Below are 7,517 nucleotides of genomic sequence, written 5' to 3'. Positions count from 1 at the left end.
GCTCGATCCGGAGGGTCAAAGGCTTCCCCGAGCCGACGATGACGTTCGAGAGAAGCACGGGACGATAGCCGAGAGTGCCGGCCCGCACCGTGTAGGCCCCCGGAGCGATGCCCCGGATCGCGAACTGCCCCCGTGCGTCGCTGATACCGGTGAGATTCGTGTCGAGGATCTCCACCAGCGCGCTGGGAACGGGCTCTCCGGTCACGCCCACGACGCGCCCGAGGATCGTGCCCTTCGGCGCGTCCTGGGCGACCAGACCATCGGCAGAGATTCCGGCGCTCAAGAGCGCACCGAGAAGCACGATTCGTCGGTTCATGCGCCGGAGGATAGCCATGCGGGATGCGGCTCACCACATCCTCCTCGACGCGAGCCCGAGAACCTGTCGGCGTCAGCAACCGCCGCTTGACAGAACGGGCTCGTTCTGTCGTTAGTGGAGACGGGCACCACCACGAGGCTTCCAATCTTCGCCGTCAGAGGTATCGGTATGGCCCGATTCATCGCACCACTGCTCGTTCCGCTGTTGTTTGTCGGCTGCAGCGCCGCCGGCTCCCCCGAAGATCAAACCGAGCATGACATGGGCGCGATGGCCCACGTGGGCGACGCCACAGCCCAGTCCTACGCCGAGTTCGATGCAGCGGGCAAACCCCTCGCGATCGGCCTGACGCTCAGCTCGAACTTCTTCGACGAGTTGCCCGCCGAGCACTCCGACCTCCACAACTGCTTCGACGTGGACGAAGACGGAGTGGTCGATCCGATGGCCGAGTGTCTCCCGGAGCACGGCTGGGTCATACCGCTTCCGAGCGCGGTCGCCTCCCGATCCGACATCCCGTTCCAGTGGGCGGGGCTGAACTGGAATCCGGTGGGCCACCTCCCGCCGGGCGTGTACGACGTGCCCCACTTCGACATCCACTTCTACATGGAGCCGATCGAGAAGGTCTTCGCGTTGCACCCCGGCCCCTGCGGCGAGCTGATCCGCTGCGACCAGTTCGAGATCGGCCGCAAGCCCGTCCCACCCAACTACGTCGCGCCCGACTACATCAGTGTCGACGCGGTGGCCCCGGCCATGGGCAACCACCTGATCGACCCGACGGGACCCGAATTCAACGGCGAGCCCTTCACGCGGACCTGGATTTACGGGACCTACGACGGCCGGATCACCTTCTACGAGGAGATGGTGACGCTGGCCTTCCTGCAGGAGAAGCACACCGAGTGCTTCCCGATCAAGTCGCCGCCAGCGGTGGACGTCCGCGGGTACTACCCGACCGCCACGTGCTACGGCTTCGACCCGGGGACCGGCGAGACCAGCGTCTCACTGGAGGGATTCGAACTCCGTGAGGCGAGTCCTGCGGAGCCCGTGCCGGAACAGGTGACGGACGCAAGCTGACGCGAAGTCGAACGCTCGGTTAGCGGACACGCGAGGATACGGGGAGGCACGATGAGGGCACCGATGTCCACCCTGCTTGCATGGTGCCTCCTCGGTCTCGGCGCCATCCCCGCAAACGGGCTGTACGGGCAGGCGCCGCGACTGGAGTTCGGCACGCGAGTGCGTGTCACGGCTCCGTCCATGGAAGGCAGCCCGCTGATCGGCAACTACATCAGTGCGGATGGGTCCTTCCTCACACTCGATGTGGTCGACGACCCCTCGCCTCCCCTTTCGCTACCGTTCGCTGCCATCGAGAGTCTCGAGGCGAGTCTGGGCAGCCATTCGAACACGTGGAAGGGTCTCGGCTTCGGGATACTGGGGGGTGCTGTGCTCGGCGCCGGCCTGATTGGGATCGCATGCGCCATCGAGGGAGGGTGTGACGACCCGGACGGAGCCGACACGGGGGGCTGGATCGCGTTCGGCGCGGTCGTCGGTGCGGGAGCCGGTGCGGTGATAGGCACGATCCTGGGCGCAGCGATTCGTACCGAGACCTGGGAGCCTGTCGCGCTGCCCCGGTGACGGAACTCGACCATTAGGCGAGACTCAGCGAACGGTCAGACGGGTCCCGCCTGGTGGGCTTCCTCCGTGAAGGCCTGCATCGCCCCGGTCACCCGCAGATCCGGTCGATCTCCTCGAGCTCGGCGTCAGACAGCGGCGGCCCATGGGCGGCCGCCAGATTCTCTTCCAGCTGCTCCACCGAGCTCGCCCCGATGATCGCGCTCGCCACCCGGCCGCCGGGCCGCTCGCGAACCGTCCACGCGATCGCGAGTTGGGCGAGCGTCTGTCCCCGGCGGCGGGCCACCTCCCGGAGAGCACGAACTTTGATCAGCGCCTCCTCGGTGACCTGGCTCGCGGTCAGCGCCCCGGAGTAGCCGTCGTCCCGGCCGGCTCGCGAGCCCGGCGGGATGCCCTCCAGGTAGCGATCGGTGAGCAGGCCCTGGGCGAGCGGTGAGAACGCGACGACCCCCATACCGGCCTCGGCCGCCGTGGAGAGCAGATCGTCCTCGATCTTCCTCTGAAACAGGTTGTATTTGGACTGGTTCACGAGGAGCGGCATGAAGCCGTTCTCCTCCGCGCAGGCGACCGCGAGCCGCGTCTGGGTCGCGCCGTAGTTGCTGATCCCTGGATACAGCGCCTTTCCCATCCGAACGGCGGAATCCAGCGCTCCCATCGTTTCATCGAGTCGCGTGTCGGGGTCGGGCCTGTGATGGTAGAAGATGTCCACGTAGTCGACCTGTAGCCGCCGCAGCGACTGGTCGAGGCTGGCCAGCAGGTACTTCCGGGATCCTCCGTCTCCGTACGGCCCCTCCCACATCAGGTATCCGGCCTTGGTGGTGATGGTGATCTCGTCACGCGGAAGGTGCTTCAGGATCCTTCCGAACCGTTCCTCGGCCGATCCGGGTGGCGGGCCGTAGTTGTTGGCCAGGTCGAAGTGGGTGACGCCCCGGTCGAAGGCCTCGAAGATGAGCCGTTTGCAGACCTCGTCGTCGGCCTCCGCCCCGAAGTTGTTCCACAGGCCGAGGCTGACCACGGGCACGGTGAGGCCCGACGTCCCGAGGCGTGAATAGGGCATTCCCCGGTAGGTGATTCCCTCGTTGTATGCAGGTGGTGCCATCGTCGTGAATCCCCGCTAATCGCGCTTCGCCCCGACGGCACGGCTGCCGTCAGGCCAGATTCATCTTCGCGAGCAGGGCCTCGAACCCGGGGTGCCCGTGCAGCGGCCGGAACAGGAACGAGCCCTTGATCGTGTACAGGGCGCCGGCACGCTCCTCGTAGGCCTTCTCGAGCCACTTCACGGCCGCGTCGTGTTCACCCAGACCAGTGTACACGTAAGCCAGGTGGTAGGGCGAGACGTACCGCTCCTTGGACGTCTCCTCCAGTTCCCCGGCGATGCGACGTGCCCCGTCGACATCGCCGGCGCGACCCAGGGCCTGCCCGAGCTGCGCCCGGAACATGGTGTGACCGGGGGCCAGCGCCACTGCCTGGCGAAGCTCGGCCAACCCCTCCTCGAACCGGCCCAGCAGGATGTAGGCCCAGCCCAGAGTGGCGCGGCCGTGCGCCAGGTGCGGCTCGAGGTCGACGATCCGGAGCGCCCCCTCGAGCGCCTCTTCATATCGGCCGGCGCGCAGCAGGGTGGTCACCCAGTCGAGCCGGTGCTCCAGTGGATCCGTCTCGTGGGCGCGGCGCTGCACAGCCAGGGCCTCGTCGTAGCGCTCGAGGCCGGCCAGCATCCGACCGTAGACATCCATCGTGTCCAGGTTGCCAGGGTCCAGCTCCAGCGCCCGTTTCAGGTCGCGCTCGGCCCCCTCGTAGTCGAAGTCGTTGCTGAGCCGAATCTGGCCCATGGTGGCGTGCGCGGTGGCCAGATCAGCGTCCAGTTCTAGCGCCCGGGACACGGCTTCGCGGGCGAGGCGGTTTGCCTCCGCCGGTTCCATCGTGCCGCCTCCCACTCCGATCGCCAGTTCCGAGTAGCAAAACGCCAGCTCGGCCCACGCCAGCGCGTAGCCGGGGTCCTTCTCGATCGCCAGCTCGTAGAACTCGATCGCCTTCAGGATCCCCGCTTCCGTGAGACGCATGAAGCAGTGGCGGCCCTGGAGGTAGAGCTGGTAGGCCTCCACGTTCCGCGTCGGCTTGCGCCGGATGCGCGACTTCTCACCGGGAGAGAGCTCGGCCTTCAGGGCTTCCGCGATGTGAAGCGCCACATCCGTCTGGATCGCGAAGATGTCGGACAGTTCGCGGTCGTATGTCTCCGTCCACAGGTGCCCGTCGGTCTCCGCGTCGACCAGGTGGGCCACGATCCGCACGCGATCGCCGGCGCGCCTGACGCTCCCGTCGAGCAGCGTGCCCACGTTCAGCTTGCGGGCGATCTCCCGCACCCCGTGCTCCCGCTTCTTGAACGGCATGACCGACGTGCGCGAGATCACTGTCAGGTCGCGGATCTTGGACAGCTGTCCAATCACATCCTCTGTGATTCCATCGGCGAAGTACTCGTTCTCCGGGTCCGCGCTCAAGTTGAGAAAAGGAAGCACGGCCACCGATCTCGGCTTCGGCCCGCCGGATGGGCCATCCGCGAGCGCCTCGGCAAACGCCGTGACCGATTCGAAGCGATCCTCCGGTGCGGATGCGAGGGCTCTCGACAGGGCCACCTCGACACTCGATGGAACCGTGGGACGAAGGCGCCGGACCGAAGGTGCCGCCTCGGTCAGTCGCCTGCCGATCACGGCACGTGCGTTGGGCCCGGGATGAGGCGACTCGCCCGCGAGCATCTCGTACAGCACACACGCCAGGCTGTACTGATCGCTCCGCGCATCGAGCTCGCGCTCCCCGGAGGCCTGTTCCGGGCTCATGTAAGTGGGCGTACCGACGAGCAAGCCGGTGTGGGTCAGGCGCTCGTCCGCGGCGCCCGCCGCCATCGCGATTCCGAAGTCCATCAGCACGGGCTCACCGGCATACAGCAGGATGTTCTCCGGCTTCACATCTCGATGCACCACCCCCCGGTCGTGCGCGTGAGCCAGAGCGGCGGCGATCCGGCGAGCGATCCGAACCGCTTCGTCGACCGGCAGCTGCTGCTCCCGCACGAGCTTCTGCCGCAGCGATTCACCCTCGACGAACGGCATGACGTAGAACAGCTGGGCGTCGGCTTCGCCCGAATCGTACACCGGCAGGATGTTGGGATGGCTCAGACGTGCCGCGATCTCCACCTCGCGTGCGAATCGCTCTGGCCCGATCGCGGCGGCCAGTTCCGGCAGGAGCACCTTGAGGGCAACACCGCGGCCGTGCTTCCGGTCCCTGGCAAGGTACACGATGGCCATGGCCCCGCGGCCGATTTCGCGCTCGAGGGTGTAGCGGCCGGCTAGTGCCGATGCGAGCCGTTCGAGCGACCCGCCTGGATCATTCACCGTATCGGGCACCCAGTGTTTCCAGGTGATGTCGGACGTGGCCCGTGATGATGTATGCCACGGCCCGGACACTGACCGGGTGGCCGCTGGCTTCGCCGATGCGCGTCCAGGCCTCCGGCGGTAGCGCGCGGAACAGGGTCAGGGTCGCCGCGCGGACCGTGACCCACTCGTCCGCCACGTCGGCGAGCGCGAGGCGCTCGGCCTGCGTGGCGGCCACGTACGTCTGGTCGTCGAACCCGGCCATCGGAGTCGAATCTCCCCGCCCGATGCGCAGCGCCCGGTAGGCGAACACCCTCTCGGTGTCGGACAGGTGGCCGACCACTTCCTTGATGCTCCACTTGCCCGGTGCGTACCGGTAGTCGCCGCGCCCTTCCGGGATGCCGGTCAGGCGGAGCGCCACCTCCTCCTTCTGGGCCGCGAGGGCAGCCGTGATCACTTCGCCGTCGGCCACGCGAGCCACGTAGCCGGCGAAGGCCGGAGAGTATTCGTCGGGGTCCGGACGCTGTACGGTGACCAATATCGGATCCTCGCGGGTGGAACGTGTCGTCGCTCGAAGGTACAGCAAACTGGGGTAAGATTGCAGATGCCGGCGGCGCTCGAGAGAGCGAGGTCAGGCGGCAGTCGATGCGGCCGGGGCACGGTTCAGAGCGGAAGATCGGGAGGGTCAGCAGAAGGTCGCCTCGGTCATCCGGGACACGGACGGAAGCAGGAAGGATCGCCGGGGGGAGGGGGGGCGACACCGCCCCCCCATGCCCGACTGGAGTAAGGCCGTCTCGGCTCAGCGCCCCGGGCCGCCCCGGTGGCCGTGACGATGGAACGGCCGCTCGCCATCCCGGGCTGCGAGATCGATCTCGAAGGCCTCGCCGTTCACGGTCATCTCGGGATACTGGGTCCCGTTGAACGTGATGATCACCTCCCGCGACCGGGTTTCGGTCCCGTTCTCGGTCGTGATCGTGATCGTCATGTTTCGGGTGATCGTGCCCGAGAGCGGCCAGCTCGTGGCGTCCCGCGGTACCGGGTGAACCACGTCCTCGATCGTGCGGGTACCCGACATCTCGTACGTGCGCAGTCCCTCGGTATCCGTGTGGCGGCTCCGGGTCGCGTACTCCGAGCCCGAGCCGTTGACCGTGCGCGTCGTCTCGGCGCCCTCCAGACCGGTCACGATCATCTCCCGCGACCGGGTCATGTAGGCGGTCCAACCCGCCCGCTCGAGCTCGTGCTCCATCTCCATGACCATGTGGATCTTCTCGGTCGTGAGCTCGTCGTAGGCTTCCTGCTCGTTCCCTTCCGCGTCGTAGAACGTCACGCTGCGCGTGCCCTCCCGGCCGTGCATGAAGTACCCGCCGACCTGCGGATCCCGTAGCGCCCGGACGTCCTCGATCGTCGCATCGGCAGAGACCATGGCGACGTCGTAGTTGATCGAGCTGTCGAGATTGTCCGTGTCGGTCGGGCTGTCGTCACAGGCCACGAGGCCGAGGGCGGAAATCAGGATGAGGCCGGCGGCGATTCGAGTGTTCATGGGCTCCCCTCACATTCCCGTTCATTGCTGTCTGGATTTCTTCGACTCGGCGATTCGCGAATTCATTCCGTAAGGGCTTCGAAGAAGAGACGACGGGTGGCCCGGCCTGGTCACAACCGGGTGTCGGAGAGAGGTGAGCTACGACGCTGGCCGCCGCACTTCGAAGTCGATGGACGCCAGCTGTCCCGGTGATTTTCCGATGCTCTCGAGGTAAGGCAGCCAACGCGGATCGTCCCACACGTTCGCGAACAGGCTCTGGGTGGAGATCTCTGCGAGACCCGGATCACCGTACTCCGCGGCCCGGGCCAGCCACTCGAAAGCCGCATCGACGTTCCCCCGATAGGCTTCCGCGTACGCGACCTGATAGGCCCAGCCACGCTCGTACTGATCCACCAGCTCGGCGAGCGCTTCGTCGGATTCCTCGGGCCTCCCCAGATCGTGGTAGGCCATGGTGAGGCCGGTCAGGCGATACCATTCGGCGGACTCCAGGCGCATGGCCTCCAGGGCCGATTCGGGCTCCCCCTTGAGCAGAAGGGCCACGCCGATGGCGTACTGGGCTCCGGCGTGGCCGGGGCTCAGGCTGAGGGCCGTCCGCATGGAGGCGATGCTTTCATCGAGCCGCCCCGCACGGCGGTACTCCGATCCGAGGGCCACGTGGCTGACAGGATTCAAGGGG

At 67.0% G+C, this 7,517-nt stretch carries 8 protein-coding genes; 2 read left to right on the top strand and 6 right to left on the bottom strand.

What is annotated here, in order from left to right:
• The coding region (locus tag AC36XV_RS13025; RefSeq protein WP_492204120.1) for a carboxypeptidase-like regulatory domain-containing protein at positions 1 to 316 on the bottom strand (316 nt) is incomplete at its 3' end.
• 258 nt (positions 317 to 574) lie between these two features.
• On the opposite strand from AC36XV_RS13025, the gene AC36XV_RS13020 reads away from it, so the two are divergent.
• Together AC36XV_RS13020 and AC36XV_RS13015 are read left to right on the top strand one after the other, a co-directional pair.
• Positions 575 to 1,384, top strand: coding sequence for a hypothetical protein (locus AC36XV_RS13020; protein WP_492204119.1), 810 nt, complete (start codon positions 575 to 577; stop codon positions 1,382 to 1,384).
• Between the two features lie 51 nt (positions 1,385 to 1,435).
• Positions 1,436 to 1,942: a hypothetical protein gene (locus AC36XV_RS13015; protein WP_492204118.1), complete on the top strand. Its 507-nt coding sequence runs from the start codon at positions 1,436 to 1,438 to the stop codon at positions 1,940 to 1,942.
• A gap of 88 nt (positions 1,943 to 2,030) precedes the next feature.
• Here AC36XV_RS13015 and AC36XV_RS13010 read toward each other — a convergent pair whose 3' ends face one another.
• From AC36XV_RS13010 to AC36XV_RS12990, 5 genes are all read right to left on the bottom strand, one after another.
• Complete coding sequence (locus tag AC36XV_RS13010) at positions 2,031 to 3,038, bottom strand: aldo/keto reductase (protein WP_492204117.1); 1,008 nt, start codon at positions 3,036 to 3,038, stop codon at positions 2,031 to 2,033.
• A gap of 49 nt (positions 3,039 to 3,087) precedes the next feature.
• On the bottom strand, positions 3,088 to 5,322 hold the full coding sequence (locus AC36XV_RS13005) for a protein kinase domain-containing protein (protein ID WP_492204116.1): 2,235 nt from the start codon (positions 5,320 to 5,322) through the stop codon (positions 3,088 to 3,090).
• A complete protein-coding gene (locus tag AC36XV_RS13000) occupies positions 5,315 to 5,839 on the bottom strand; it encodes a DinB family protein (protein ID WP_492204115.1) in 525 nt (174 codons plus the stop codon). Before AC36XV_RS13000 ends, AC36XV_RS13005 begins: the two co-directional genes overlap by 8 nt.
• A gap of 261 nt (positions 5,840 to 6,100) precedes the next feature.
• A complete protein-coding gene (locus tag AC36XV_RS12995) occupies positions 6,101 to 6,841 on the bottom strand; it encodes a hypothetical protein (RefSeq protein WP_492204114.1) in 741 nt (246 codons plus the stop codon).
• Between the two features lie 138 nt (positions 6,842 to 6,979).
• On the bottom strand, positions 6,980 to 7,517 hold a 538-nt coding region (locus AC36XV_RS12990; protein ID WP_492204113.1), incomplete at its 5' end, for a tetratricopeptide repeat protein.

Source organism: Candidatus Benthicola sp. (assembly GCF_058719085.1).
This window is presented reverse-complemented; position numbering and strand designations above follow the sequence as displayed.